General features: G+C 63.5%; 27 protein-coding genes and 1 pseudogene. 5 read left to right on the forward strand and 23 right to left on the reverse strand.

What is annotated here, in order from left to right; genetic code table 11:
- Positions 1-2: 2 nt before the first annotated feature.
- From ispH to coxB, 10 genes and pseudogenes are all read right to left on the reverse strand, one after another.
- Complete coding sequence (ispH, locus tag H0241_RS14330) at positions 3-1,013, reverse strand: 4-hydroxy-3-methylbut-2-enyl diphosphate reductase (protein WP_181058318.1); 1,011 nt, start codon at positions 1,011-1,013, stop codon at positions 3-5.
- A 67-nt stretch (positions 1,014-1,080) separates the two neighbouring features.
- A complete protein-coding gene (locus tag H0241_RS14335; protein WP_181058319.1) occupies positions 1,081-1,836 on the reverse strand; it encodes an SURF1 family protein in 756 nt (251 codons plus the stop codon).
- Entirely contained in the window at positions 1,833-2,219 is a 387-nt protein-coding gene (locus H0241_RS14340; RefSeq protein ID WP_181058320.1) for a DUF983 domain-containing protein, read from the reverse strand. Before H0241_RS14340 ends, H0241_RS14335 begins: the two co-directional genes overlap by 4 nt.
- 3 nt (positions 2,220-2,222) lie before the next feature.
- Positions 2,223-2,342: pseudogene (locus H0241_RS14345) on the reverse strand (L,D-transpeptidase family protein); the annotation flags it as partial.
- Between the two features lie 107 nt (positions 2,343-2,449).
- The gene (locus tag H0241_RS14350; protein ID WP_181058321.1) at positions 2,450-3,331 is read right to left on the reverse strand and encodes a cytochrome c oxidase subunit 3; all 882 of its coding nucleotides are present in this window, start codon (positions 3,329-3,331) and stop codon (positions 2,450-2,452) included.
- Position 3,332: 1 nt separating this feature from the next.
- Entirely contained in the window at positions 3,333-3,959 is a 627-nt protein-coding gene (locus H0241_RS14355; protein ID WP_181058322.1) for a cytochrome c oxidase assembly protein, read from the reverse strand.
- A 14-nt stretch (positions 3,960-3,973) separates the two neighbouring features.
- Positions 3,974-4,123, reverse strand: coding sequence for a hypothetical protein (locus H0241_RS14360; RefSeq protein WP_181058533.1), 150 nt, complete (start codon positions 4,121-4,123; stop codon positions 3,974-3,976).
- 2 nt (positions 4,124-4,125) lie between these two features.
- Complete coding sequence (locus H0241_RS14365; RefSeq protein ID WP_181058323.1) at positions 4,126-5,070, reverse strand: heme o synthase; 945 nt, start codon at positions 5,068-5,070, stop codon at positions 4,126-4,128.
- Positions 5,071-5,139: 69 nt separating this feature from the next.
- Complete coding sequence (ctaD, locus tag H0241_RS14370; protein ID WP_181058324.1) at positions 5,140-6,792, reverse strand: cytochrome c oxidase subunit I; 1,653 nt, start codon at positions 6,790-6,792, stop codon at positions 5,140-5,142.
- Between the two features lie 38 nt (positions 6,793-6,830).
- A complete protein-coding gene (gene coxB / locus H0241_RS14375) occupies positions 6,831-7,724 on the reverse strand; it encodes a cytochrome c oxidase subunit II (protein ID WP_235984292.1) in 894 nt (297 codons plus the stop codon).
- 366 nt (positions 7,725-8,090) lie between these two features.
- Here coxB and H0241_RS14380 point away from each other — a divergent pair, with 366 nt between their 5' ends.
- The 3 genes from H0241_RS14380 to H0241_RS36375 all read left to right on the forward strand — a co-directional run bounded on the left by H0241_RS14380 (position 8,091) and on the right by H0241_RS36375 (position 10,394).
- Positions 8,091-8,675 (forward strand): invasion associated locus B family protein, encoded by a 585-nt coding sequence (locus tag H0241_RS14380; RefSeq protein WP_181058326.1) that lies wholly within the window; start codon positions 8,091-8,093, stop codon positions 8,673-8,675.
- 109 nt (positions 8,676-8,784) lie between these two features.
- Positions 8,785-10,197: a metalloprotease TldD gene (gene tldD / locus H0241_RS14385; protein ID WP_181058327.1), complete on the forward strand. Its 1,413-nt coding sequence runs from the start codon at positions 8,785-8,787 to the stop codon at positions 10,195-10,197.
- 5 nt (positions 10,198-10,202) lie between these two features.
- The gene (locus H0241_RS36375; protein ID WP_181058328.1) at positions 10,203-10,394 is read left to right on the forward strand and encodes a hypothetical protein; all 192 of its coding nucleotides are present in this window, start codon (positions 10,203-10,205) and stop codon (positions 10,392-10,394) included.
- A gap of 1 nt (position 10,395) precedes the next feature.
- On the opposite strand, the gene H0241_RS14395 is transcribed toward H0241_RS36375, so the two are convergent.
- On the reverse strand, positions 10,396-11,631 hold the full coding sequence (locus H0241_RS14395; protein WP_181058329.1) for a class I SAM-dependent RNA methyltransferase: 1,236 nt from the start codon (positions 11,629-11,631) through the stop codon (positions 10,396-10,398).
- Positions 11,628-12,392, reverse strand: coding sequence for a TlyA family RNA methyltransferase (locus H0241_RS14400; RefSeq protein WP_181058330.1), 765 nt, complete (start codon positions 12,390-12,392; stop codon positions 11,628-11,630). The genes H0241_RS14395 and H0241_RS14400 overlap by 4 nt, the downstream gene beginning before the upstream one ends.
- A gap of 140 nt (positions 12,393-12,532) precedes the next feature.
- Between H0241_RS14400 and H0241_RS14405 the strand changes: the two genes are divergently transcribed.
- On the forward strand, positions 12,533-12,934 hold the full coding sequence (locus H0241_RS14405) for a GFA family protein (RefSeq protein ID WP_181058331.1): 402 nt from the start codon (positions 12,533-12,535) through the stop codon (positions 12,932-12,934).
- Here H0241_RS14405 and H0241_RS14410 read toward each other — a convergent pair.
- The 8 genes from H0241_RS14410 to H0241_RS14445 form a co-directional block, all read right to left on the reverse strand.
- Positions 12,931-13,215 carry a hypothetical protein gene (locus H0241_RS14410; protein ID WP_181058332.1) on the reverse strand — a complete coding sequence of 95 codons (285 nt, stop codon included), beginning with the start codon at positions 13,213-13,215 and terminating at the stop codon, positions 12,931-12,933. The two genes, H0241_RS14405 and H0241_RS14410, sit on opposite strands and share 4 nt — an antisense overlap.
- A gap of 148 nt (positions 13,216-13,363) precedes the next feature.
- Positions 13,364-15,277, reverse strand: coding sequence for a 1-deoxy-D-xylulose-5-phosphate synthase (dxs, locus tag H0241_RS14415; RefSeq protein WP_181058333.1), 1,914 nt, complete (start codon positions 15,275-15,277; stop codon positions 13,364-13,366).
- Between the two features lie 102 nt (positions 15,278-15,379).
- Positions 15,380-16,300, reverse strand: coding sequence for a pirin family protein (locus H0241_RS14420; protein ID WP_181058334.1), 921 nt, complete (start codon positions 16,298-16,300; stop codon positions 15,380-15,382).
- A gap of 10 nt (positions 16,301-16,310) precedes the next feature.
- Positions 16,311-16,577 (reverse strand): DUF2277 domain-containing protein, encoded by a 267-nt coding sequence (locus tag H0241_RS14425; RefSeq protein WP_181058335.1) that lies wholly within the window; start codon positions 16,575-16,577, stop codon positions 16,311-16,313.
- A gap of 45 nt (positions 16,578-16,622) precedes the next feature.
- Positions 16,623-16,874 carry an exodeoxyribonuclease VII small subunit gene (locus H0241_RS14430; protein ID WP_181058336.1) on the reverse strand — a complete coding sequence of 84 codons (252 nt, stop codon included), beginning with the start codon at positions 16,872-16,874 and terminating at the stop codon, positions 16,623-16,625.
- A 3-nt stretch (positions 16,875-16,877) separates the two neighbouring features.
- Positions 16,878-17,804 (reverse strand): histone deacetylase family protein, encoded by a 927-nt coding sequence (locus H0241_RS14435; RefSeq protein ID WP_181058337.1) that lies wholly within the window; start codon positions 17,802-17,804, stop codon positions 16,878-16,880.
- Between the two features lie 101 nt (positions 17,805-17,905).
- Positions 17,906-18,889 (reverse strand): hypothetical protein, encoded by a 984-nt coding sequence (locus H0241_RS14440; protein ID WP_181058338.1) that lies wholly within the window; start codon positions 18,887-18,889, stop codon positions 17,906-17,908.
- A gap of 92 nt (positions 18,890-18,981) precedes the next feature.
- Positions 18,982-19,590 (reverse strand): TetR/AcrR family transcriptional regulator, encoded by a 609-nt coding sequence (locus H0241_RS14445; RefSeq protein WP_181058339.1) that lies wholly within the window; start codon positions 19,588-19,590, stop codon positions 18,982-18,984.
- A gap of 119 nt (positions 19,591-19,709) precedes the next feature.
- On the opposite strand from H0241_RS14445, the gene H0241_RS14450 reads away from it, so the two are divergent.
- Positions 19,710-20,933 carry an MFS transporter gene (locus tag H0241_RS14450; RefSeq protein ID WP_181058340.1) on the forward strand — a complete coding sequence of 408 codons (1,224 nt, stop codon included), beginning with the start codon at positions 19,710-19,712 and terminating at the stop codon, positions 20,931-20,933.
- 64 nt (positions 20,934-20,997) lie between these two features.
- Here H0241_RS14450 and H0241_RS14455 read toward each other — a convergent pair whose 3' ends face one another.
- The 3 genes from H0241_RS14455 to aroC all read right to left on the reverse strand — a co-directional run bounded on the left by H0241_RS14455 (position 20,998) and on the right by aroC (position 23,763).
- Positions 20,998-21,420, reverse strand: a complete 423-nt coding sequence (locus H0241_RS14455; RefSeq protein ID WP_181058341.1) for a hypothetical protein — start codon at positions 21,418-21,420, stop codon at positions 20,998-21,000.
- An 18-nt stretch (positions 21,421-21,438) separates the two neighbouring features.
- Positions 21,439-22,539: a 3,4-dihydroxy-2-butanone-4-phosphate synthase gene (gene ribB, locus H0241_RS14460; protein WP_181058342.1), complete on the reverse strand. Its 1,101-nt coding sequence runs from the start codon at positions 22,537-22,539 to the stop codon at positions 21,439-21,441.
- A gap of 117 nt (positions 22,540-22,656) precedes the next feature.
- Positions 22,657-23,763, reverse strand: a complete 1,107-nt coding sequence (aroC, locus tag H0241_RS14465) for a chorismate synthase (RefSeq protein ID WP_181058343.1) — start codon at positions 23,761-23,763, stop codon at positions 22,657-22,659.
- Between the last annotated feature and the right edge of the window lie 41 nt (positions 23,764-23,804).

Consider the following 23,804-nt stretch of genomic DNA (forward strand, 5'->3'; position numbering starts at 1 on the left):
GTTCACGCGGCTCCGTTGACGAAGGCCATGTCGGCCCGCGTCAGTTCGACATCGCGCAGAACCCGCATGACTGGAAAATCCTCCGTTTCGGTCGCCGTGATCGCGAGATCGATGGTCACCTCGAAGCGCTGGCGGAAGGCATCGATGATCTCGTCGACAATGATCTCCGGCGCCGACGCGCCGGCCGACAGGCCGAGCGTCGAAATGTTGGTGATGTCATTCCACGGAATTTCGGCGGCGCGCTGTACGAGAAGCGACATGGTGGCGCCGGCGCGCTCCGCCACTTCGACAAGACGGCGCGAATTGGAGGAATTGGGCGCACCGACGATCAGATAGAGATCGGCGCCGGCGGCGGTTTCCTTGACCGCTTCCTGGCGGTTGGTGGTGGCGTAGCAGATCGATTCGGCGGCCGGCGCATGCAGTTGCGGGAAGCGCTCCTGCAGCGCCCGGATGATGCCGGCGGTGTCCTCGACCGACAGCGTCGTCTGGGTGACGAAGCCGAGCGCCTCAGGGTTGACCGGCGCAAAGGTTCCGGCGTCGGCTTCGGTCTCGATCAGCGTGACGGCGCCTTCCGCCAGCTGGCCCATCGTGCCGATCACCTCCGGGTGCCCGGCATGGCCGATCAGAAGCACGTGGCGGCCGAGCCGCTGATGGCGCATCGCCTGCTTGTGCACCTTCGACACCAGCGGGCAGGTGGCGTCGAGATAAAAGAGTTCGCGCGCCTGGGCGTCGGCCGGGACCGATTTCGGCACGCCGTGGGCGGAGAAGACAACCGGCGACTTGCGATGCTCGGCCGGGATCTCCGAGAGTTCCTCGATGAACACCGCGCCGAGGCTTTGCAGGCCCTCGACGACATAGCGGTTGTGCACGATCTCGTGGCGGACATAGACCGGCGCGCCGTATTTCTTCAGCGCCAGCACGACGATCTGGATGGCGCGGTCGACGCCGGCGCAAAAGCCGCGCGGCTGGCAGAGCCGGATCGTCAGAGGAGGCTTGGTCTTGGTGTGAAGCATGAATCCGGGCCGGTTGTTCAGAGGCGAAATGAGGTGTGCACCCCTGCCCTGTCAAGGGCAGCTGACATCATTCGGCTTTTGCCGGACAGCGCAGCCTGATGATCAGAACCGCCGCAAGGGCGGCTGCCAGGCCATACCAGGTGAAGGCATATTGCAAATGAGAGTTCGGCAGATCGATGATGGTGACACCACCGACAGGCAGCCCGCCAGGGTTCGGCGTCTTGTCGGCGTCGATGAAGATCGGCACGAGCGGGGCACCGGCCGGCAGGCCGGCGCTCGCCGCCATGACGTCGCGGTCCTTCCAGTAGAAGATGTTCTTGGCCACGTCATTGTCGGGCAGCATCATCGACGGCTTGGCCGGCAGCGGATTGCGCGCCAGCCCGGTGACCGTGACCTTGCCCGTCACCTGGCCTTGCGGGCGCCTGGCGGCATCCTTGAGATCATAGGGCACGAAGCCGCGGTTGATCAGCACGAAGCGGCCATCGTCGAGCGCCAGCGGCGTGTAGACATTGAAGCCGGCGTCACCGTCCCAGGTGGCGTAGAAATGCCGCTCGCCAGAGTGCAGGAACGTGCCGCTGACGGTTACCGGCGTGTAGTCGACATCGCCGGTGGCGGCGAATTCCTTCTCGACGTCCACCAGCGGCCGCGGCGCAGAGTGCGTGCGCTGGTCGATGGTCGCCAGCAGGTCTTCCTTTGAGTGCAGGCGCTGCATCTGCCAGGTGCCGAGCCCCAGCAGGATGACGAACAGCACCAGGCAGAGGCCGAGCAGCAACGCCGTCTTCGGCCGCGAACGGCCGGCGGTTTTCGCCAACGCCTTGCTCATTGCTCGTGGTCCAGCCGGCCTTCGGCCGCCTTGTTGGCGTATTGCAGCGTCAGCAGCACGCCCTTGATCAGCCTGAGCGCCGTCAGGCACAGCGCCACCGCCAGAGGTATCCAGAGGATGAAATGCAGCCAGAGCGGCGGGCTCAGCGTCACTTCCACCCACAGCGCCAGCCCGACGATGATGAAGCCGATGATCAGGATGACGAACACGGCCGGACCATCGCCGGCATCGGCATAGGAATAGTCGAGGCCGCAATTCATGCAGCGCTTGCCGACGGTCAGGAAGCCGGAGAACAGCCGCCCTTCGCCGCAACGCGGACAGCGGCCGTGCAGGCCGGCCGAAATCGGCTCGACGGGTGGCCAGATCGCTTTGTCTTCGCTCATGCTCTACGGCTCGATTTCAATCGGCGTTCCGTCCGGCACCATAGTCCAGATTTCATCCATGTCGGAGTCGGTAACCGCAATGCAGCCATCGGTCCAGTCGACCAATTGAAGCAGCCAGCCCCATCAGCCGAAACCGTAAGCTATGGATGGGCGCCAAAAAGAAGAAAGGCGGCCGCATTGCCGCGGCCGCCTCTCTGATTCCTTGGGCGCTGATCCCCCGATGAAAGCCGTCAGTGGCCTTCGATTAGCGCGCCGGACGATCCCCAGACATAGATCGCGCTGAACAGGAACAGCCAGACCACGTCGACAAAGTGCCAGTACCAGGCGGCGGCCTCGAAGCCGAAATGCTGCTTGGGGGTGAAGTCGCCCTTCATCGCGCGGATCAGGCAGACAGCCAGGAAGATGGTGCCGATGATGACGTGGAAGCCATGGAAGCCCGTCGCCATGAAGAAGGTGGCGCCATAGATGGAATCCTTGAAGCCGAACGGCGCGTGTATGTACTCATAGGCCTGCACCATGGTGAACAGCATGCCGAGGCCGACCGTCAGCACCAGGCCATTGATCAGCCCCTTGCGGTCGCCATGGATGAGCGAATGATGCGCCCAGGTGACCGTGGTGCCCGACAAAAGCAGGATGATGGTGTTGTAAAGCGGCAGATGGAAGGGATCGAGGACTTCGAGACCCTTCGGCGGCCAGACGCCGCCGGTAAAGGCGGTGCGGGCATATTGCTGCGCTTCGCTCGGAAACAGGCTGGCGTCGAAATAGGCCCAGAACCAGGCGACGAAGAACATCACTTCCGAAGCGATGAACATGATCATGCCGTAGCGCAGATGCAACGACACGACACGCGTGTGGTGGCCCTCATGCGCTTCCTTGATGGTGTCGGACCACCAGGCGAACATGGTGTAGAGGACGATGATCAGGCCGACGAAGAACAGCCACGGATTGGCGATGTTGTGGCCAAAGATCGGAAAATCGCCGTTCTTGAGATACTGCATCCAGGCAACGCCGCCGACGGCGGTCACCAGCGCGCCGATGGAACCCAGGAAGGGCCATGGGCTCGGGTTGACGAGATGGTAGTCGTGTTGTGGTTTTGCGTGCGCGTCGGCCATATCAACCCCCGAGATTTGCTTCGGTATCTGAAACTTTGGTGGTGGTGTCCGGCGCCGACAAGGCGACCGGTTTGTTCTTTTCGACCGGAAACATGGTGTAGGACAGGGTGATCGTCTTCAAGTCCTTCAGTTCCGGCACGTTGACGATATCAGGATCCACATAGAACACGACCGGCATGTCCAGCGTCTCGCCGGGCTTCAGCGTCGTGTCGGTAAAGCAGAAACACTCCACCTTGTTGAAGTATGGGCCTGCCAGTTCCGGCTGCACGTTGAAGGTGGCGCGGCCGGTGATGGCGCGGTCGAATTTGTTGGTGGCGCTGTAATGCGCTTGCGTGGTCTCGCCGATCTTGATGGTGACCGAGCGGGCGACCGGCTGGAACTGCCAGGGAATGCCGTTGGTGTTGGCGTCGAAGCGGACGGTGATGTCGCGGTCGAGCACGCGGCCGGCATATTGCTTTTCGGCGCGCTGCGTGGTGCCGCCATAACCGGTGGCCTGGCAGAACATCTTGTAGAGCGGCACGGCAGCGTAGGCCATGCCGATCATGCCGCCGAAGAAGGCAACGCAAACAGCGGCGACGACGCGGTTGGTGTTCTTCTTTTTGGGATCGGTCACGGTCTGGCGGGTCATCATCGGCCTCACATTCATCCGGTATGGCCGAATTTCACGATGGTCGCGGCATAGAAGATGACGACCAGCACCGCCAGGGCCACGCCGATGGCCGCCGAACGGTTGCGACGCGCCTTCTTCTGGCTCTCGGTCAGCGTGACCAGTTCAAGCTTCTTGTCGATCATGGTCATGCTCCACCGATGGCCAAAGCGCGCCCGACGACACAGTCGGCGAGGTAGATGGCGAAGATGGCGAAGAGGTAGAGCAGCGAATAGGCAAACAGGGCCTTGGCCGGCTTCATGGCGCGGTCGTCGTCAGTCATGCGCAGCACCTTCCAGGCATACCAGACGAAGCCGATGCCGAGCGCCAGCGAAGCGACGCCATAGAAGGCGGTGGTGAAGCCGAGCACCCAGGGCAGCACGCCGATCGGGGCCAGGATCAGCGCGTAGGCAAAGATCTGGCGCCGGGTCGAGGCCTGGCCGGCGATAACAGGCATCATCGGGATGCCGGCCTTGGCGTAGTCGTCGGACTTGAACAGCGCCAGCGCCCAGAAATGCGGCGGCGTCCACAGGAAGATGATCAGGAACAGGACGAGGCTTTCCAGGCTGACCGTCCCAGTCACCGCCGCCCAGCCGATCACTGGCGGGATGGCGCCGGCGGCGCCACCGATGACGATGTTCTGCGGCGTCGAGCGCTTCAGCCACATCGTGTAGACGACGGCATAGAAGAAGATGGTGAAGGCGAGCAGCGCCGCCGACAGCCAGTTGACCAGCACGCCAAGCGTCATCACCGACAGCACCGACAGCACAAGCCCGAAGCTCAGGGCTTCGCCGGGCAGGATGCGGCCGGAAGGCACCGGGCGGCTGGCGGTCCGGCTCATCACCGCGTCGATGTCGGCGTCGTACCACATGTTGAGCGCGCCCGAGGCGCCGGCGCCGATGGCGATCGCCAGGATTGCGACCATCGCTATCAGCGGGTTGATGGTCACGGGCGCCGCCACCATGCCGACAAAGGCCGTGAACACCACCAGCGACATGACGCGCGGCTTCAGCAGGGCGAAGAAATCGCCCGCGGTTGCTTCCGACATGCGAAAGCCCGCTTCGTCAATCATTGGGTCGTCGACCAGGGCCATGCGTAGTTGAGTCCAATCATTCCGTTGGCCAAAACCGCCGGCGGGCCGGCGGTTTCGTATTCAGCTGCCTTATTTGATCTTCGGCAGCTGTTCCCACTGGTGGAAGGGCGGCGGCGAAGGCAGCTGCCATTCGAGCGTCGTTGCACCTTCGCCCCATGGATTGGCGCCGGCGACCCGCTTCTTCTGGAAAGCCTCGAAGACGCAGTAGAGGAAGATCAAAACGCCGACGGCCGAGATATAGGAGCCAATGGACGACACATAGTTCCAGCCGGCAAACGCGTCCGGATAGTCGATGGTACGGCGCGGCATGCCGGCGAGGCCGAGGAAGTGCTGCGGGAAGAAGATCAGGTTGACGCCAACAAACGTGACCCAGAAGTGGGTGTTGGCGATCACCGGCGAGTACATGTAGCCGGTCATCTTCGGGAACCAGTAGTACCAGCCCGCGAAGATGGCGAAGACAGCGCCCAGCGACAGCACATAGTGGAAGTGCGCAATCACGAAATAGGTGTCATGCAGCGAGCGGTCGAGGCCGGCATTGGCAAGCTGGACGCCGGTGACGCCACCGATGGTGAACAGGAAGATGAAGCCCAGCGCCCACAGCATCGGCGTCTTGAACGAGATCGAGCCGCCCCACATCGTCGCGATCCACGAGAAGATCTTCACGCCTGTCGGCACCGCTATGACCATGGTGGCGAAGACGAAGTAGCGCTGCGTGTCGAGCGACAGGCCGGTCGTGTACATGTGGTGCGCCCAGACGATGAATCCGACGGCGCCGATTGCCACCATGGCGTAGGCCATGCCGAGATAGCCGAACACAGGCTTCTTCGAGAAGGTCGAGACGATGTGGCTGATGATGCCGAAGCCCGGCAGGATCAGGATGTACACTTCGGGGTGACCGAAGAACCAGAACAGATGCTGGAACAGGATCGGATCGCCGCCACCGTCCGGCGCAAAGAAGGTGGTGCCGAAATTGCGGTCGGTAAGCAGCATGGTGATGCCGCCGGCCAGAACCGGAAGCGACAAGAGCAGCAGGAAGGCGGTGACCAGCACCGACCAGGCAAACAGCGGCATTTTGTGCAGCGTCATGCCCGGCGCGCGCATGTTGAAGATGGTGGTGATGAAGTTGATGGCGCCGAGGATCGAGGAGGCGCCGGCAATGTGGATCGACAGGATCGCCAGATCCATGGCCGGTCCGGGCTGGCCGGAGGTCGACAGCGGCGGATAGAGCGTCCAGCCGCCACCGACGCCAAAGGCGCCGGGCGCGCTCGGCATGAACATCGAGGTGAGCAACAGGATGAAGGCCGGCGGCAGCAGCCAGAACGAAATGTTGTTCATGCGCGGGAAGGCCATATCAGGCGCGCCGATCATGATCGGCACCATCCAGTTGGCGAAGCCGCCGATCAGCGCCGGCATGACCATGAAGAAGATCATGATCAGGGCGTGCGCGGTGCCGAAAGCGTTGTACATGCTCTTGCCGCCGTCGATGGCGGCATCGCCGTTCATGCCGTAGACCATCTGCGCCAGGCCGGTGAATATCTGGATGCCCGGCTCCTGCAGCTCCATGCGGATGACGACCGAAAGCGCGCCGCCGACGATGCCCGCGAAGATCGCGAAGATGAGATAGAGCGTGCCGATGTCCTTGTGGTTGGTGGAGTAAACCCACCGGACCCAGCCATGATAGGGCTTGTGGTCGTGGTCGTCGTGAGCTGCAGCATCTGCCATGGTCGGCTCCGTTCCCTAATTCTTGCTAACCCGCGGCATCAATTGCCGGCGGCCGCTACCTTGTTGGTACCGTCGACCTCGGCCATCAGCGCCTTGTTGGCGCCGGGAAGGTCGGTCTTGGCTGCTGCCAGCCAGGTCTTGTACTGCGCGTCGGAGACGACGCGGATGGCGATCGGCATGAAGGCGTGGTCCTTGCCGCAGAGCTGCGAGCACTGGCCATAATAGAGGCCTTCCTTCTCCGCCTTGAACCAGGTCTCGTTGGTGCGACCGGGAACCGCGTCCATCTTGATGCCGAAGGCCGGCATGGCGAAGGAGTGGATAACGTCGGTCGCGGTGATCAGGACACGGGTCATGGTGTTGACCGGCACCACCAGCTCGTTGTCGACCGCCAGCAGACGCGGGTAGACCTTGCGGTCTTCCTTGCCGATCGCCGCGCGATCGGCATCCTGAAGGACGGCCGAGTTGAAGGAGAGCGTGTTCTCGGTCTGGTACTCATAGTCCCAGTTCCACTGATTGCCCGTCGCCTTGACGGTCAGCTTGGCTTCTTCCGGCGGCGTGTACTGCGCGGTCAGGAGCTGGAACGAGGGAATGGCGATGAAGAGCAGGATCACGACCGGCCCGACTGTCCAGATAATCTCAATCAGCGTGTTGTGGCTGGTCTTGGACGGAACAGGGTTGACGCTTGCCCGGAACCTGAAGATGCACCAGGCGAGAAGGGCCAGCACCAGGGCGGTGATCGGGACGACGAACCACATCGTGTAGTTACCGAACCACTCGATCTGCCGCATCATGTCGGTCGCCGGCGGCTGAAAACTGGTCTCCCACGGCTGCGGCTGGGCCGCATGGGCGGAGGCACCGGCGAAAAATGCGACGGCAGCACCTGCTGCTGCCATCAATTTGGCGCTTGCTGGGAATTTTCTCATCGCCCTCATCATCTCCCGGTTCCTCGCGATCGTGGCGCAGGAATAACGTACATCGCCGGGATGGGAATCCCGGACAGTCCCAAGGCTGGTTCAAACCATACTCTATTTCCCTCCGCAAGAAAGGAGCGGACAAAACCGTGCGGCATTTTTGCGCGCAAGCGCGACCACGCCGTTTCAGCGGCCTTTTGCCCCGCGCGGATCGTCGACAGATGGGCTATGCGGGCTTGCGGTCGGAATGCGCCCGACGGTCGCAATTCGGGCGAATTTGCTAGGGAAAAGCGCATTATTGCGCTTGCCGGGACTGACCGGCGGTCGCGCTATCCTTTACTTGGCCTTGGCGCGGCTTAAAGTGCCGTGATTCGCAATGGAGCCGTCATGACCTCTTGGCTTTCGAGAAACGCCTGGCATTCGAAAAGCGCTCGGCATTCGAAAAGCGCTTGGCTTTCGAGAAGCGGGGCGAAGGTCATCTTTCTCGCCGCCCTGATCGGTATCGGCTCGGCCGCAACCGGCATCGCCAATGCAGCGCAGCCGAGCGGCACGGTCAAGTCGACGCATGGCGCGTGGTCGATCATCTGCGACACGCCGGCCGGCGCCACCTCGGAACAGTGCGTGATGATGCAAAACGTCGTCGCCGAGGATCGCCCCGAAATGGGACTTTCGGTCGTCGTGCTGCGCACCGCCGACAACAAGGCCGAGATCCTGCGCGTGCTGGCGCCGCTCGGCGTGCTCCTGCCCAATGGGCTTGGCCTCAATGTCGACGGCAAGGACATCGGCCGCGCCTATTTCGTGCGCTGCTTCCAGGACGGCTGCTATGCCGAGGTCATTCTCGAAAAGCCGCTGCTCGACACGCTGAAGACCGGGACGTCGGCCACCTTCATCGTCTTCCAGACGCCGGAAGAGGGCATCGGTATCCCCGTCGACCTCAAGGGCTTTGCCGACAGTTTTGCCGCTCTGCCCTGAGCTTGTTGTCCAGGCGGTCGCCGGCTAGCGATTCTCATTGCGGATTGTGCAGGCGCGTCTTCGCGCCTACATCGTGGCAACAACCATTCCTCGCGTGAACGGACCTGCCATGAACAGCCTGATCGGCCAATTCGACATTTCAGACGATCGCATCAAGCAAATCGTCGCCGAGACCCTTAACGGCGCCGATGATGGCGAATTGTTCCTCGAATACAGCGAGAGCGAAGCGCTGATGTTCGACAATGGCAAGCTGAAGACCGCCAATTTCAACACCGACCAGGGTTTTGGCCTGCGCGCCGTTGCCGGCGAGGCCAGCGGCTACGCCCACTCCAGCGATCTGTCCGAAGCCTCGCTGCTGCGCGCGGCGGACGCCGTTTCGACCGTCAAGGGCGGCTATTCCGGCACGCTTGCCGCGGCCCCTGCGCGCACCAACCGCCATCTCTATGGCGATGAGAACCCGATCCCCTCGCCTTCCTTCGAGGTCAAGGCCAAGCTGTTGCAGGAGATCGACGCATGGCTGCGGGCAGAGGATCCGCGCGTGCGCCAGGTGACGGCCTCGCTCGCCGCATCGTGGCAGCATGTCGAAATCGTGCGCGCCGACGGCCAGATGGTGCGCGACATCCGCCCGCTGGTCCGCATCAATGTCTCGGTCATCGTCGGCGATGGCGACCGCCAGGAAAGCGGCTCCTACGGCATGGGCGGGCGCAAGGCGTTCGGCGAGTTCCTGGTCGAGGACAGCTGGAAGCATGCGGCCAAGGAGGCGCTGCGCCAGGCGCTGGTCAACCTCGAAGCCATCCCGGCGCCGGCCGGCACCTTCGACATCGTGCTGTCCAGCGGCTGGCCGGGCGTCATGCTGCACGAGGCCGTCGGCCACGGGCTGGAAGGCGATTTCAACCGCAAGAAGACGTCAGCGTTCGCCGGACTGCTGGGCCAGCAGGTGGCGGCCAGGGGCGTCACCGTGGTCGATGACGGCACCATGCCCGAGCGGCGCGGCTCGCTGACCGTCGACGATGAAGGCACGCCATCGGCCCGCAACGTGCTGATCGAGGACGGCAGACTGGTCGGCTACATGCAGGACCGCCAGAACGCCCGGCTGATGGGCATGAAGGCGACCGGCAATGGCCGGCGCGAAGGCTATGCGCACCAGCCGATGCCGCGCATGACCAACACCTACATGACATCGGGCGACATGGAGCCGGACGAGATCATCGCCTCGGTCAAGAACGGCATCTACGCCGTTTCCTTCGGCGGCGGCCAGGTCGACATCACCTCGGGCAAGTTCGTGTTCGGCTGCACCGAGGCCTACATGATCGAGAATGGCAAGGTGACGCAACCGATCAAGGGCGCGATGCTGATCGGCAACGGGCCGGACGCCATGCACCGCGTGTCGATGATCGGCAACGACATGAAGCTCGACAATGGCATCGGCATGTGCGGCAAGGCCGGCCAGGGCGTGCCCGTCGGCGTCGGCCAGCCGCATCTCAGGATGAACCAGATGACGGTCGGCGGCACCAGGGTTTGATAGTCATGGCTGCCAGAGAAAAGTCCATTGCCACCGGTTCGGCCGATGATCAGGCCACACCGCCTGTTCCGGTCTTTCCCTCAACGCGGCCAGAGGATGTGTTCGGTTCTCTGCCCAACAGAGGCAAGCCGAAAACGTTGAAAGATATGGAAAAAGGTATTCTTGCCGAAGCACGCCGCCGCCATACCCGCGACTGATTTAACGCCGTCTCTTCGGCTTCTCCAGCAGCGCCACGGCCTCGACATGCGGCGACCACAGGAACTGGTCGATGGGCGTCACGCTTTTCAGGACATAACCGCCGTCCATAAGGATACGCAGGTCCCGGGCCAGCGTCACCGGGTTGCAGGAGACGGCGGCGACGAACGGCACATCCGAGCGGGCGATCTGCTTCGACTGGTCCTCGGCGCCGGCGCGCGGCGGGTCGAAGACCACGCCGTCGAAGGCGTTCAGCTCCTTGAACGTCAGCGGCCGGCGGAACAGATCGCGGCGCTCGCCGGTTACCCGTTTCAGGCCGGTCGCGAAGCGTGATCCCCGGTCGAGCGCCGAAAGGGCGGCCGCGTCCCCTTCGACCGCATGGATCTCGGATTTCGCCGCAAGCCGAAGCGCAAAGCTGCCGCAGCCGGCGAAAAGATCTGCGACTTTCTTAGCCCGTTTCAAATGTCCGCCAACGAGGTCGGCCATCGTCTGTTCGGCGGCTTCGGTTGCCTGCAGGAAGGCGCCAGGCGGCACGGCGACAGCGACGGTGCCGAACATGACGATCGGTTTTTTCGGCTCGATGACGATCTCGTCGTCGATCGAAAGCCGGGCAAATCCATTGGCCATGACAAAGTTGGAGGCAACCCGGCGCTGGTTCTCGCCCAGCTTGCCCGACTCATAGACCGCGACATCAAGGCCCGAACCCGTAACCGTGACGGCCATCCGGAACGATTTGGTCGTGGCGCAAACCAGGTCGGCGATTGACCTCAAGCGATCGAGCGCGGCAACGATCTCCGGCAGCGAGATCGGGCATTCCTCGATGGGAATGATTTCCGGCGACAGATGGCGGTGGAAGCCAAGCAGCATGCCTGTGTCGGCGCGTCTGGCGGCAAGCACGACGCGGCGGCGTGTGTGTGGCGCACACGGCACCAATGCGCCGATGTCGCCGGCAATGCCTTTCAAGGCGTGCACCACCTTGTCGCGCTTCCACTGGTGGTAAGCGTCGGCTTGCAGATGCTGGACGGCGCAGCCGCCGCATTCGGTAAAATGCCGGCAGGCCGGCTCGATGCGCAGTGGCGAGGCCTCCAGCACCGCCATCAGCGTGGCTCGGTCCCTTTCGCGCGCCGCGGTGACGGTTTCGCCGGGCAGCGTGAAGGGGATGAACAGCTCGCCCGTTTCCGTCTCGGCGACGCCATCGCCTTGCGAACCCAATCTCTTGATGGTGAAGCGCGTGCTCATCGGTCCTTGATCCCACCGAGCAGGAATTCGCGGTTGCCGTCGCCGCCTTCGATCGGCGACATGTGCAGGCCCAGTGTACGCCAGCCAGGGACGCCTTCGAGCCATTCCTGCAGCAGGCCGGCCACACGGGCGGCGTCATAAGGGTCTTTCAACAGGCCGCCCTTGCCGATTGCCTCGCGGCCGGCCTCGAATTGCGGCTTGACCAGAAATACGGCACGAGCTCCCGGCTTGGCGATGGCGAGCGCCGGCGGCATAGCCAGTTTCAGCGAAATGAAGCTGACGTCGGAAACGATGAAATCCGGGACACGGCCGCCGAGATCGGCAGCCTTGAGCTCGCGGGCGTTCAAGCCCTCGATCGCCGTGACGCGCGGGTCGGACGAGACATCGGGATGCATCTGGCCGTGGCCGACATCGATGGCCGTAACGTGGGCCGCGCCGCGTTCGAGCAACACCTGGGTGAAGCCGCCGGTCGAGGCGCCGACATCAAGGGCTTCGGAGCCCAAGGGATCGAGACTAAAATGGTCGAGCCCGGCAATCAGCTTCAGCGCCGCGCGTGAGACATAGCCCTGCGCGGGATCGTCGATGGCGATGAGGTATTGTGGCAGAACCGTCTGGCCGGGCTTGCGGGCGATCGCTCCGTCGACCGTGACCGTACCACGTTCGATCGCGTCGCGGGCGCGCGAGCGGCTCGCAAACAGGCCGCGCTGGACGAGCAGTTCGTCGAGCCGCTGGCGTGCGCTGGCTGGCAGAGGGGAGTTCATTGGCCTTCATGGCGAAAGCCGGTCGCGAAGGCAAGGACATTGGGACGACAGAAGCTGGCCGGCCCGCCGCCAGTTGATAATCGCATCCAGTCCGGCAAGATGGCCGGGCGGGATGGCTCGGGCAATGCGGAGGAGGACGAATGCTGACCGGAACGTGCCATTGCGGCGCCGCCCACTGGACCCTGGAGGGCGACCCCGGCCCGATCACAGCCTGCAACTGCACGCTTTGCCGCCGCTACGGCACGCTCTGGGCCTATGATTTTGTCGATGAGCGCATCCGCGTCGTGGGACCCGTGCATTCCTACACCCGCGCTGGGAAAGATGAGCCGTCGCTCGAGATCCTGTTCTGCCCCACCTGTGCCTGTGTGCTTGCCTGGCGCGGCCTGCGCACCGGTTCCAGCGGCCGCACGCGGATCGCCGTCAATGTCAGGCTGGCGCCGCCGGAGGCGGTCGCGAACCTGCCGATCGATCATGTCGACGGGCTCGATACTTATGACGATCTGCCGCGCGATGGGCGGTGCGTGCGCGATATGTGGTTCTAGAAAATGGTGCGCGACACCGGCCGTTCGACGGCCGGCATCAGGGCATCACCCGCATCGCCGGAGGCCTGCTTGCGCGACGGCTCGACAGGCACGACAGGCGCATCCGGCACGACGACGAGCTGCGGCACCTGCTTGTAGGTGAAGCCGCCCCTGATGTTGCCCATCTTGCCGGCGACGATCTCGACCACCGCCCGTTCGAGCTTGCGGTCGTAGCGGGTTTCGGCCACGGCCGGCGCGGCGATGACGGCCAAAAGGGCCGCGCCGCACAGAAGCGTTCGCATTGTTTTAACTCCCTGCCTTGGTCGGGTTCTAGCAGGGCGGCGTTGAAAAACGGCCAAAAGACACGGTAAGCGAAACGCCAAACAGAAGCGTTAACAGAACGTTACGGAAGGAAGCCGGCAAACCGCTTCAAAGGCTTGAGATTTTGATTCAGGCGCGCTGCGCGTGGGCCGAATGGCCAAGCGCAACGAACACCGTGCGCACGATGCCGGCGGCATCGAGCCCGGCATCGGCATACATTTTTTCCGGCTTGGCGTGGTCGGTGAACTCGTCCGGCAGCACCAGCGGCCGCACCTTCAGGCCGCTTTCCAGCAAGCCTTCATGGGCGAGGAACTGCAGCACATGGCTGGCGAAGCCGCCGACAGCGCCCTCTTCCACCGTCACCAGCACTTCGTGCGAGCGGGCGAGCCGGCGGATCAGATCCTCATCGAGCGGCTTGGCGAAACGGGCGTCCGCAACCGTCGTCGAAAGCCCGGCCGCGCCGAGTTCCTCGGCGGCGATCAGGCAGTCCTGCAGCCGCGTGCCGAAGGACAACAGCGCCACCTTGGTGCCTTCCCTAACGATGCGGCCCTTGCCGATTTCGAGCACCGAACCGCGCTCCGGCATGTCGACGCCGACGCCATTGCCGCGCGGATAGCGGAAGGCGATCGGGCCTTCGTCATAATAGGCGGCGGTGCGCACCATGTGGCGAAGCTCCGCCTCGTCGGCGGCCGCCATCACCACGAAGCCCGGCAGCGTCGCCAGGAAGGTGGTGTCGAAAGCGCCGCAATGGGTGGCGCCGTCAGCGCCGACAAAGCCGGCACGATCGATCGGGAAGCGCACCGGCAGTTTCTGGATCGCCACGTCATGGACGACCTGGTCATAGGCGCGCTGCAGGAAGGTCGAGTAGATGGCGGCGAAGGGCTTGTAGCCTTCGGTGGCGAGACCGGCGGCAAACGTCACCGCATGTTGCTCGGCGATGCCGACATCGAAGGTCCGGGTCGGAAACGCTTCGCCGAACAGGTCGAGGCCGGTGCCGTTCGGCATGGCGGCGGTGACGGCGACGATGCGGTCGTCGGCGCGCGCTTCCTGGATCAGGCTTTCGGCGAACACCTTGGTGTAGGCCGGCGCGTTGGCCGGCGCCTTGGTCTGCGCGCCGGTGATGACGTCGAACTTGTTGACGCCGTGATATTTGTCGGGCGCGGCCTCCGCCGGCGCATAGCCCTTGCCCTTCTGGGTCACGACATGGATCAGCACCGGGCCATCGGCGTTGTCGCGGACATTCTTCAGCACCGGGATCAAATGCTCGAGATTGTGGCCGTCGATCGGGCCGATATGGTAGAAGCCGAGCTCCTCGAACAGCGTGCCGCCGGTGACGTAGCCGCGCGCATGCTCGACCGCCCGCTTGATGGCGCGATCGGCGCGCTTGCCGAGATAAGAGGTCAGCTTCTTGCCGAAATCGCGCAGGCCAAGATAGGTCTTCCCCGAGGCGAGCCGCGCCAGATAGGCGCTCATGGCGCCGGTCGGCGGCGCAATCGACATGTCGTTGTCGTTGAGGATGACGATCAGCCGAGCATCGAGCGCGCCGGCGTTGTTCATCGCTTCAAAGGCCATGCCGGCCGACATGGCGCCGTCGCCGATGACGGCAATGACATTGTTGCGGCCGCCTGAGAGGTCGCGCGCCATGGCCATGCCGAGGCCGGCGGAAATCGAGGTCGAGGAGTGCGCGGCGCCGAACGGGTCGTATTCGCTCTCGGCGCGACGGGTGAAGCCGGACAGGCCACCTTCCTGCCTGAGCGTGCGGATGCGGTCGCGGCGGCCGGTCAGGATCTTGTGCGGATAGGCCTGGTGACCGACATCCCAGATCACCCGGTCTTCCGGCGTGTTGAAGACATAGTGCAGCGCCACGGTCAGTTCGACGACACCGAGCCCGGCGCCCAGATGCCCGCCCGTATGCGAGACGGCATCTATCAGCTCGGCGCGCAGCTCCGAGGCCAGCTGCGGCAGCTCGCTTTCGTCAAGCTTCTTCAGGTCGGCGGGAATACGGACCTTGTCGAGAAGCGGCGTATGCAGCGTAGCGTTCACTGTTAAAGGACCTGCTCAGCTATGATGCGCGTCGATCATGGGCGAAATATGCCTGCGCCGCCCGAATGTAAATGCGTGTCAGTGACGCGGGTGAAGCTGGCGTTAATTGTCCGGTAACGGAATGAACTCTTCCTCATCTCCAGGAACGATATCGAAGCGGCCCGTCTTCCATTCCTGCTTGGCCTGCTCGATGCGCTCCTTCGACGACGAGACGAAATTCCACCAGATGTGGCGTGGGGAGCCGAGAGAAGCGCCGCCGAACAGCATGAAATGGGCGCCGCGCTCGGACGATACGACGATCTCGTCGCCGGGCCGGAACACCAGGAGCCGTTCGGCTGGAAAACGGTCGCCCGAGATCGAGATATCGCCGTCCAGCGTGTAGATGGCGCGTTCCTCGGCGTCGGCGGGAATTTTGATGCTGGCGCCGGGCGCCAGGCGCAGATCGGCGTAGAGCGTCTCGGTGTCGGCTCTTACCGGCGAGCGCAACCCTTGGAAATCGCCGATCACCACGCGGCCGCTGACGCCTTCGGCGTCGATTTCGGGCAGATGGAGCGCCGCGGTGTTCTCGAACACCGGCGCCACTTCCTCCTTGCCGTCGGGCAATGCCAGCCAGGTCTGCAGGCCGGAGACCGACATCGGCGCGCCGCGCAGTTCTTCGGGCGTGCGCTCGGAATGGACGATGCCGCGGCCGGCGGTCATCAAATTCACATCACCGGGCTGAATGACCATTTCGGTGCCGAGCGAATCTCGGTGCCTGATCTTGCCGTCGAACAGATAGGTGACGGTGGAAAGCCCGATATGCGGGTGCGGACGCACATCCATCGCCTGGCCGCCGCGCAATATGGCCGGACCCATACGGTCAAAGAAGATGAAGGGACCGACCAGCCGCCGCTTTGCCGTTGGCAGCGCCCGGCGAACCTGGAAGCCGCCAATGTCCTTGGCGTTGGGAATGACCATCAGCTCGATCTGGTCGCTGGCGAAGGCGTCGCCAGGCTCAGGGTCCTTGCCGGGGAAGAAGCTCATCTGGATTCCCTCAGGCGAAGCGCAGCGCCGATTTGGCTTTTGCCTTGGCCGCCACCTCTTCGCGATTGCGCGGATGATGCGTGGTTTCGAGCGAATGCAGCAATTCATGCGCCGATTCAGCGATCGCCTCGACGGCGCGGTCGAAGGCCGCCTGGTTGCGCTGCGAGGGCCGCGTCGTTCCGCTCAATTTGCGCACGAACTGAAGGGCGGCGTCGCGAATCTCGTCATGGGTTGCCGGCGGATCGAAATTGAACAGGGTCTTGATGTTTCTGCACATGCTTGAACTCCTTACCTGCTTTCTCTGCCCGCCCCGTTTGACAAATTATTCCGCGTCGAGCGGCTCCGTTCCCACCGGCTTGCCGTCGCGCGACAGCCGGATCTTCTCGACCTTGTCTTCGGCCGACTTCAACAGCCGGTCGCAATGGGCCTTCAGCGCCTCGCCGCGCTCATAGATCCTGATCGACTGATCGAGCGGTACATCGCCGCGTTCGAGATCATCGACGATCTTTTCCAGCGCGTCGAGTGCCTGCTCGAAGCTCATCACCTTGACGTCTTCATTTGCTTCGCCAGCCATACTTTATCCCTTCATCAGCCGCCCGACATGGGCGGCGACCGAAAATGCCAATCCCTGCAGATCGTAGCCGCCCTCGAGCAGGCTGACGAGCCGGTTGCTGCTATGGCGCCCGGCGCGTTCCAGCAACTGGCCGGTCGCCCAGTCGAAATCGTCCTCGCTGAGGTTGATCTCGGCCAGAGGATCGCGATGGTGGGCGTCGAACCCGGCGGAAATGATGATCAAATCGGGGGCGAAATTGTCGAGCGCCGGCAGGACACGCGACAGCAAGGCATCGCGAAACATGTCTGAGCCGGTCTGCGGCGCCAGCGGCGCGTTGACGATGTTGCCGACGCCGGTTTCGTTCTTGGCGCCGGTGCCGGGATAGAGCGGCATCTGATGCGTCGAACAATAGAGCACCGACGGATCGTCCCAGAAAATGTCCTGCGTGCCGTTGCCGTGGTGGACGTCCCAGTCGACAATGGCGACACGCTCGGCGCCATGTTTCTTCTGCGCATAGCGCGCCGCGATCGCCGCTGTGTTGAACAGGCAGAAACCCATGGCAGTGGTCTTTTCGGCGTGATGGCCGGGCGGACGCGCGGCAACGAAGGCATTGGCGACGCGGCCCTCGAAGACGTCGTCGACGGCAGCATTGGCCGCACCGATGGCGGTCACCACCGCCTGCCAGCTTTTCGGGCTGGCGCTGGTGTCGGCGTCGATCGGGACGATGCCGCTTTCAGGGATCGCGTCGCGGACGCGGGCGACGAAATCCTCGGGGTGCGCATAGAGGATGGTGGCTTCGTCGCCTGCCGGCGCCGTCACCCGATCGAGCCCGGCAAAGGCTTCGTCGTCCAGTACGCGCTCTATGGCGCGCAGGCGGTCTGGCCGCTCGGGATGACCGGGCGGCGTCAGATGTTCGAGAAAGATCGGATGGGTGTAGAGCCTTGTGACCATGACCCGATATAGGCGCGCCCGGCCGCTTTGACCATGGTTTGACGCCGCACTGTCGCGACGCTCAACAGGGATTAGGCGGGGCAACAGGGATTAGGCGGGTTCTAGGTGTTGGACGCAGGCTGCGTCCAGCGCGAGCCGCCGAAGGAAGCCAGCGCCTTGTCCTTGAGTTCCCTGAACTTGGACGACGCCTCGGCCAGCCGCTGGTCCCATTCGGCGTTCGGCACCTGGCCTTCGATGGTCTTGAAATAGACCTGCATCAGGCAAGCGATGGCGAAAGGTTCGATGAAGGCCGCCTTGAAGGCCCAGGCAAGCAGGATGGCGAGCACGAACGCCCAGCCGCCGAGTTGCCCAGGAATGAACCACATGATGGCGGCGGCGGGCGCCAGCATCAGCAGGAAGATGACGAAGGACACGCCCCACATGATGACCGCCAGCCAGACGGCGTTCTTGACCATGGTCTTGCCGTTCTGGGCGTAAAGCACGACGCCTTGCCGGGCGGTTTCGAAGGGCGAGGACGAGTTGATGCGGATGTTGTAGCCGAGGATGATCTCGTCGACATAGGTCAGCGACAGGCGGATCACGGTGTTGATGAAAGCGACCAGGCCGCCAAGGCCTGGAATGGGCAGGAAGGCGGCAATGCCGCCGATCAGGCCGGTGATGGCGCGAATGGCGCCCTTGACCAGCTGGTCGACCACGAAAAGGATGTTGGCCTCGGCGAAACGCTCCTTCACGACATCCTTGGCATAGGCAATCTGGTCCTGGCCATTGGGAATGTCGCGGCCGTCGATCAGATGGACCATGACGGCGATATGGCCGGCCTTGACGACGTAGAGGATGTATTCGCGGACCCAGTAGAGCGCGATCGAAACCACGCCGATGCCGACGATGCCGCCCCAGAGCGCAAAGGAAAGCGGCCCGTCAGGATCGGTGGAGATGTGGCCGACGCCATAGCCGACCGAGGCGCCGCTGCCGGTTGCCACGATGTAGGCGAGCGTGATGCCGAAATAGACGATCATGCGAAAGACGATGAACGGCCATGTCCTGATCATGATGGACACCGACCTGCCGATTTCGAAATCCCACATGCCCGAATCTCCCCTCAGAGATGGTGGCAGAGGATGAACCCGGGTCCGGAATTGTCAATCTCGGCAAATGCCGGGGATCGGCTGGTGAGAGTTCAGACCGGCTGCGAACCCTGCTTTTTTAGCAGGCCTTCGAGCAGCTGCTTGAAGGCGGCGACCACGGTCTTCGACGTCGCTTCGGGATTGCTCGAATTGGCGATCCGCTGCGCCGCCTGGCTGCTGGCGCCGTTGATCAGCCTGGCCGTGGTTTCGGGGTCGACGCCGGTGACGACCATCCCCTCCTGCTGCAGCCTGGTCAGATGATCGGTCATTGAGCCGACGCAGGCATTGGCATTCGGCCATTGCGCGGGATCGCCGAGCACGGCCGGACCATCGCGGAACATGATGCGCTGGATTTCCGGCTCCAACGCCATCTCGATATAGGTCGTGCATTCGTCGACGAAACGCTGCCAACGGCTCGGCGTTCTCGACGCGATCTCATCTATGCGAACCGCCATCTCGCCGTCGATTTCGGCGATGACCGCCTGCAGCAGGCCCTTCTTGTCGCCAAAATGGTGATAGAGCGCGCCGCGCGTCAGCCCGGCCGACGCGGTGAAGTCGTCCATCGAGGCTTCGGCATAGCCGATCGTGCCGAAGGCATGGCGGGCCGCTGTGATCAGCTTGGCGCGCGTTTCGGCAATCATCTCCTTGCGGGGTCTGTGCATTTCTCTGGACCTATCCACATACGTTTCGTATGCCAATTGACATACGCGATGTATGAACTATCTAACAATCATACGCATCGTATGTAATTGTCGAATTGGCCTTTGTCGAGGAACCAGCCATGCAAAACCCATACTCGGAAATCTTTCGCGCCCCCGGAGCCAAGGGCTTTGCCGCCGCCGGCTTCCTGGCGCGCCTGCCGATTGCCATGGCGCCGATCGGCATTGTGGCCATGCTCTCGCAAACGCGCGGCGAATACTGGCTGGCGGGTGCGGTGTCGGCGACCTTCGCGCTGAGCAACGCTTTCGTGGCGCCGCAGATCTCACGGCTGGTCGACCGCCTCGGCCAGACGCGGATCGCGGTTCCCACCACCATCGTCACCGTGCTCGCCTTCGTAGTGCTGATTGCGGCAGCCAACCAGGACTGGCCGGTGTGGACACTGTTTGTGTCGGCGCTGGCGGCTGCTGCCATGCCCAGCATGCCGGCCATGGTGCGTGCACGCTGGACAGAGATTTTTCGCGGCCGGCCGCAGATGAATACCGCTTTCGCCTTCGAGTCTGCGGCCGACGAACTCGTCTACATCGCAGGGGCATCGCTGTCGGTGGGTTTGAGCGCCGCCCTGTTCCCGGAAGCTGGCGTTCTGGTCAGCACGCTGTTCCTCGCCATTGGCTCGACAGCCTTCATCCTGCAGCGCTCAACCGAGCCGCAGGTGCGGCCGGTGGATCATGTCTCGAGCGGCTCGGCAATCCGGCTGCGGCCAGTGCAGATCATCACCTTCGCCCTGATCTTTGTCGGCGCGACCTTCGCCACGACGGAAGTGAGCACGGTGGCGATCACCAAGGAACTCGGCCAACCCGGCGCCGCCAGCCTCGTCATCGGCGTCTATGCGCTGGGATCGTTCGTGCTCGGCCTCGTCGTCGGCGCGCTCAATCTGAAGGCGCCACTGCAACGCCAGCTCGCCATCGCGGTCGCTCTCGTCGCGCTCGGCACGCTGCTGCCGCTCACCGCGGGCACAGTGCCGCTGCTGGCGCTGACCGTGTTCATCAGCGGCGTGGCGATCTCGCCGACCTTCATCACCGCTTTCGGCCTGATCGAGCGGCACGTACCGGAAGCGATGCTGACCGAAGGCATCACCTGGGTGATGACCGGCATCGGCATCGGCATGGCGCTGGGCTCGTTTGCCGCAGGCGCGGTGGTTGATGAGTTCGGCGCCCGGAACGGGTTCTGGGTTTCGGTGGCGGCTGGCACTATTGCACTGGTCACGGTGCTCGCCGGCCAGCGCAGCCTGGCCACCCACACATGCGAGCTGGACGGATGCGACGCTGCCGCCGTTCCCGCGGAATAAGTGCACAGGCGTCCGGTTCGGAACGCGGACCGGACGCAGCTTTCTCCGAGAGCAGCGTGGCTCTCTAAGACTGTTCAAACCTCTTGCTGATCTCGTCTCCATCGAGAACGACAACAGGACTTCCCAGTGTCTCGACCATGTCCGGGTTCAGATGGGGTATGGTTTCAGGGCGCCCGACCATCGGCGGGCATTCTCCAAGGCAATAAACGACCGAGTTGGTGACACGCAGGATTTTCCACAGCGCCTCGTAGAGGCGCGGATCATCCGGCGGCCGAGCGACCGTGAAGCCGGAACATCGCGAGGCATCGCCGGGGTCGAAATTGAGATAGAGGTCGGCCGACGAAGTGTCGTCATAGGTAACGACCCAGCATGAGAACTCAGCCTCACGCCTGGTGATGAACGGCGCGAAGGCTTCCTCGATGATCGACGTGGGGAAGTAGCTCTCTTCGCCACCTTCAAAGCAATTGAGATATGCCTCGAAGCTCATCCGACTGCCCCCAGTACCCTAGAGAATCTCGGTCTTGGCGATATGAATGCCAAAGCCTTCGAGGCCGACGTAGTGGCGCTCGCGCGAGGCGATCAGGTTAATCGAGGAAATGCCAAGATCCTTCAGGATCTGCGCCCCGAGGCCGATTTCGCGCCATTCGTTCTCGCGGCGGCGTGCCTCATCATGATCCTCGCGGTCGGCGTTCAGCGGTCGCTTGCGCTCCTGATGGGCGACGCCGACGGAGCCCTCCCGGAGATAGACGATGACGCCGCGCTTGCGCTCGCCCATCGCTTTCATGATGCCGTCGAGCCGATGGCTGGTGCCGAACACGTCGGTCACCACATCCTCCGAATGCAGCCGCACCGGCACGTCCTCACCGTCTCGGATATCGCCGAAGACGACAGCGACGTGGTGCATGGAATCCCAGGGCAGCGTGTAGGTGAAGACCTGCGCCTTGCCGCCGAGCGTGTCGATCTCGGAACAGGCGACGCGCTCTACCAGCGTTTCCTTGCGCTGCCGATAGGCGATGAGGTCGGCGACCGAAACCTGCTTGAGGCCATGCTCCTCGGCGAAGCTCGCCACCTGCGGGCCGCGCTTGACGGTGCCGTCGTCATTGACCAGTTCGGAAATGACGCCGACCGGCGGCAGGCCGGCGAGCTTGCACAGGTCAACCGCGGCTTCGGTATGGCCCGAGCGCATCAGCACGCCGCCTTCGCGGGCGATCAGCGGAAAGATGTGGCCGGGACGGACGAAATCCGAGCCGCCGACATTGCCATTGGCGAGGTTGCGCACGGTCAGCGTGCGGTCCTCGGCCGAAATGCCGGTCGTGGTGCCGTGCTTGAAATCGACACTGACGGTGAAGGCGGTGGTGTGGGCGGAATCATTGTCGGCGACCATCGGCGACAGGTTCAGGCGCTTCGCCTCCTCGCGCGGCATCGGCGTGCAGACGATGCCTGAGGTATGGCGGACGATGAAGGCCATCTTTTCCGGCGTGCAATGCACGGCGGCAACGATCAGGTCGCCCTCGTTCTCGCGTCCGTCATCGTCCATGACGACAACGATCTCGCCGCGTTCGAAGGCGCGGAGGGCTTCGACGATTTTCTTTTGATCGTAAGGCATGGAGTGCTCGCTTCGCTCGCAGGGCAGTAGGGAATAGGGCAGTAAGGCAGTAGGGAAAAGGAAAATCTGGCTGTGTTCGGCGGGCTGGGTAACATATTGCCCTACTGTCTTACTGCCCTATTCCCCTCCCTTTCCCGTCTGTCCTCTATGCCGCAGATAATGATCGGCGATGGCGCAGGCAACCATGGCTTCGCCGATCGGCACGGCACGGATGCCGACGCAGGGGTCGTGGCGGCCTTTGGTCATGACGTCGACGTCGTTGCCGTCCTTGTCGATGGATTTGCGCGGCGTCAGGATCGACGAAGTCGGCTTGACGGCGAAACGGGCAACGATGGCCTGGCCGGTCGAGATGCCGCCCAAAATGCCCCCGGCATTGTTGGACAAAAAAACCGGCTTGCCGTCATTGCCCATGCGCATCTCATCGGCATTCTGTTCGCCGGTGATGCGGGCGGCTTCGAAACCGTTGCCGATCTCGACACCCTTGACGGCGTTGATCGACATCAGGCCCGACGCAATGTCCTGGTCAAGCTTGGCGTAGATCGGCGCGCCGAGGCCGGCCGGCACGCCGTCGGCGACGATCTCGATCACCGCACCGACCGAGGAGCCGGATTTGCGGATGCTGTCGAGATAGCTGGTGAAGACCGGAACCGAGGCCGGATCCGGGGTAAAGAACGGGTTTTCTGCGTCGCCAATGAAATTCCAGTTCCAGTTGGCGCGGTCGATCGATTTTTCGCCCATCGAGACCAGCGCGCCGCGCACCACCATGCCGGGCACCACCTTGCGGGCGAGCGCACCGGCTGCCACCCGCGCTGCCGTCTCGCGCGCCGAGGAGCGGCCGCCGCCGCGATGGTCGCGCACGCCGTATTTGACGTCATAGGTGTAGTCGGCGTGGCCGGGCCGATACTGGCGGGCGATCTCGCCATAGTCCTTGGAGCGCTGGTCGACATTCTCGATCAGCATCGAGATGGGCGTGCCGGTGGTGATCATCGTCTCGCCGTCCTCGTCGAGGATGAAGCCCGACAGGATCTTGACCTCGTCCGGCTCGCGGCGCTGCGTGACGAAACGTGATTGGCCCGGACGGCGCTTGTCGAGTTCGGCCTGGATATCTTGCCGCGTGAAGCGGATGCCGGGCGGGCAACCGTCGACGACGCAGCCGAGCGACGGGCCATGGCTTTCGCCCCAGGTGGTGACGCGGAACAGATGGCCGAACGTGTTGTGAGACATGGAATTTTGCCCTGCCCGGCAGCGGAACCGGATCAAGGGTG

Source organism: Mesorhizobium neociceri, from assembly GCF_013520985.1.
GTDB lineage: Bacteria > Pseudomonadota > Alphaproteobacteria > Rhizobiales > Rhizobiaceae > Mesorhizobium > Mesorhizobium neociceri.

Excerpts from the sequence above, each read along its gene's own strand:
- ispH (WP_181058318.1), bottom strand. The coding sequence starts at position 1,013 with ATGCTTCACACCAAGACCAAGCCTCCTCTGACGATCCGGCTCTGCCAG.
- H0241_RS14335 (WP_181058319.1), bottom strand. The coding sequence starts at position 1,836 with ATGAGCAAGGCGTTGGCGAAAACCGCCGGCCGTTCGCGGCCGAAGACG.
- H0241_RS14340 (WP_181058320.1), bottom strand. The coding sequence starts at position 2,219 with ATGAGCGAAGACAAAGCGATCTGGCCACCCGTCGAGCCGATTTCGGCC.
- H0241_RS14350 (WP_181058321.1), bottom strand. The coding sequence starts at position 3,331 with ATGGCCGACGCGCACGCAAAACCACAACACGACTACCATCTCGTCAAC.
- H0241_RS14355 (WP_181058322.1), bottom strand. The coding sequence starts at position 3,959 with ATGACCCGCCAGACCGTGACCGATCCCAAAAAGAAGAACACCAACCGC.
- H0241_RS14360 (WP_181058533.1), bottom strand. The coding sequence starts at position 4,123 with ATGATCGACAAGAAGCTTGAACTGGTCACGCTGACCGAGAGCCAGAAG.
- H0241_RS14365 (WP_181058323.1), bottom strand. The coding sequence starts at position 5,070 with ATGGCCCTGGTCGACGACCCAATGATTGACGAAGCGGGCTTTCGCATG.
- ctaD (WP_181058324.1), bottom strand. The coding sequence starts at position 6,792 with ATGGCAGATGCTGCAGCTCACGACGACCACGACCACAAGCCCTATCAT.
- coxB (WP_235984292.1), bottom strand. The coding sequence starts at position 7,724 with ATGAGGGCGATGAGAAAATTCCCAGCAAGCGCCAAATTGATGGCAGCA.
- H0241_RS14380 (WP_181058326.1), top strand. The coding sequence starts at position 8,091 with ATGACCTCTTGGCTTTCGAGAAACGCCTGGCATTCGAAAAGCGCTCGG.
- tldD (WP_181058327.1), top strand. The coding sequence starts at position 8,785 with ATGAACAGCCTGATCGGCCAATTCGACATTTCAGACGATCGCATCAAG.
- H0241_RS36375 (WP_181058328.1), top strand. The coding sequence starts at position 10,203 with ATGGCTGCCAGAGAAAAGTCCATTGCCACCGGTTCGGCCGATGATCAG.
- H0241_RS14395 (WP_181058329.1), bottom strand. The coding sequence starts at position 11,631 with ATGAGCACGCGCTTCACCATCAAGAGATTGGGTTCGCAAGGCGATGGC.
- H0241_RS14400 (WP_181058330.1), bottom strand. The coding sequence starts at position 12,392 with ATGAACTCCCCTCTGCCAGCCAGCGCACGCCAGCGGCTCGACGAACTG.
- H0241_RS14405 (WP_181058331.1), top strand. The coding sequence starts at position 12,533 with ATGCTGACCGGAACGTGCCATTGCGGCGCCGCCCACTGGACCCTGGAG.
- H0241_RS14410 (WP_181058332.1), bottom strand. The coding sequence starts at position 13,215 with ATGCGAACGCTTCTGTGCGGCGCGGCCCTTTTGGCCGTCATCGCCGCG.
- H0241_RS14420 (WP_181058334.1), bottom strand. The coding sequence starts at position 16,300 with ATGAGCTTCTTCCCCGGCAAGGACCCTGAGCCTGGCGACGCCTTCGCC.
- H0241_RS14425 (WP_181058335.1), bottom strand. The coding sequence starts at position 16,577 with ATGTGCAGAAACATCAAGACCCTGTTCAATTTCGATCCGCCGGCAACC.
- H0241_RS14430 (WP_181058336.1), bottom strand. The coding sequence starts at position 16,874 with ATGGCTGGCGAAGCAAATGAAGACGTCAAGGTGATGAGCTTCGAGCAG.
- H0241_RS14435 (WP_181058337.1), bottom strand. The coding sequence starts at position 17,804 with ATGGTCACAAGGCTCTACACCCATCCGATCTTTCTCGAACATCTGACG.
- H0241_RS14440 (WP_181058338.1), bottom strand. The coding sequence starts at position 18,889 with ATGTGGGATTTCGAAATCGGCAGGTCGGTGTCCATCATGATCAGGACA.
- H0241_RS14445 (WP_181058339.1), bottom strand. The coding sequence starts at position 19,590 with ATGCACAGACCCCGCAAGGAGATGATTGCCGAAACGCGCGCCAAGCTG.
- H0241_RS14450 (WP_181058340.1), top strand. The coding sequence starts at position 19,710 with ATGCAAAACCCATACTCGGAAATCTTTCGCGCCCCCGGAGCCAAGGGC.
- H0241_RS14455 (WP_181058341.1), bottom strand. The coding sequence starts at position 21,420 with ATGAGCTTCGAGGCATATCTCAATTGCTTTGAAGGTGGCGAAGAGAGC.
- ribB (WP_181058342.1), bottom strand. The coding sequence starts at position 22,539 with ATGCCTTACGATCAAAAGAAAATCGTCGAAGCCCTCCGCGCCTTCGAA.
- aroC (WP_181058343.1), bottom strand. The coding sequence starts at position 23,763 with ATGTCTCACAACACGTTCGGCCATCTGTTCCGCGTCACCACCTGGGGC.